The 366-nt window shown below is 52.7% G+C and carries 1 rRNA gene; it reads right to left on the bottom strand.

Features of this window, described 5'->3' with window-relative positions:
* A 23S ribosomal RNA gene (locus F6X39_RS36240) occupies window positions 1–366 on the bottom strand; the annotation flags it as partial.

Genomic DNA, 366 nt, shown 5'->3' with positions numbered 1-366 from the left:
TTCGGGTCTACACCCAGCGACTGGACGCCCTGTTCGGACTCGCTTTCGCTACGCCTGCCCTAATCGGTTAAGCTCGCCACTGAATGTAAGTCGCTGACCCATTATACAAAAGGTACGCCGTCACCCCGCTTTAAGCGCTCTCGCGCTTAAATCCACTTCAAGCGCGCAGTGGTCATGTTTCAGACTTGATGTCTTTTGACGCATTCATTTCATGAATGCGCCGAAAGCGCTTAAAGCGGGGCTCCGACTGTTTGTATGCATGCGGTTTCAGGATCTGTTTCACTCCCCTCCCGGGGTTCTTTTCGCCTTTCCCTCACGGTACTGGTTCACTATCGGTCGATCACGAGTATTTAGCCTTGGAGGATG

Source organism: Paraburkholderia sp. UCT2 (assembly GCF_014397665.1).
In the GTDB taxonomy this organism is placed as follows: Bacteria; Pseudomonadota; Gammaproteobacteria; order Burkholderiales; family Burkholderiaceae; genus Paraburkholderia; species Paraburkholderia tuberum.
Note: the sequence above shows the minus strand (reverse complement) of the source record. Positions and strands in the feature narration are given on the sequence as shown.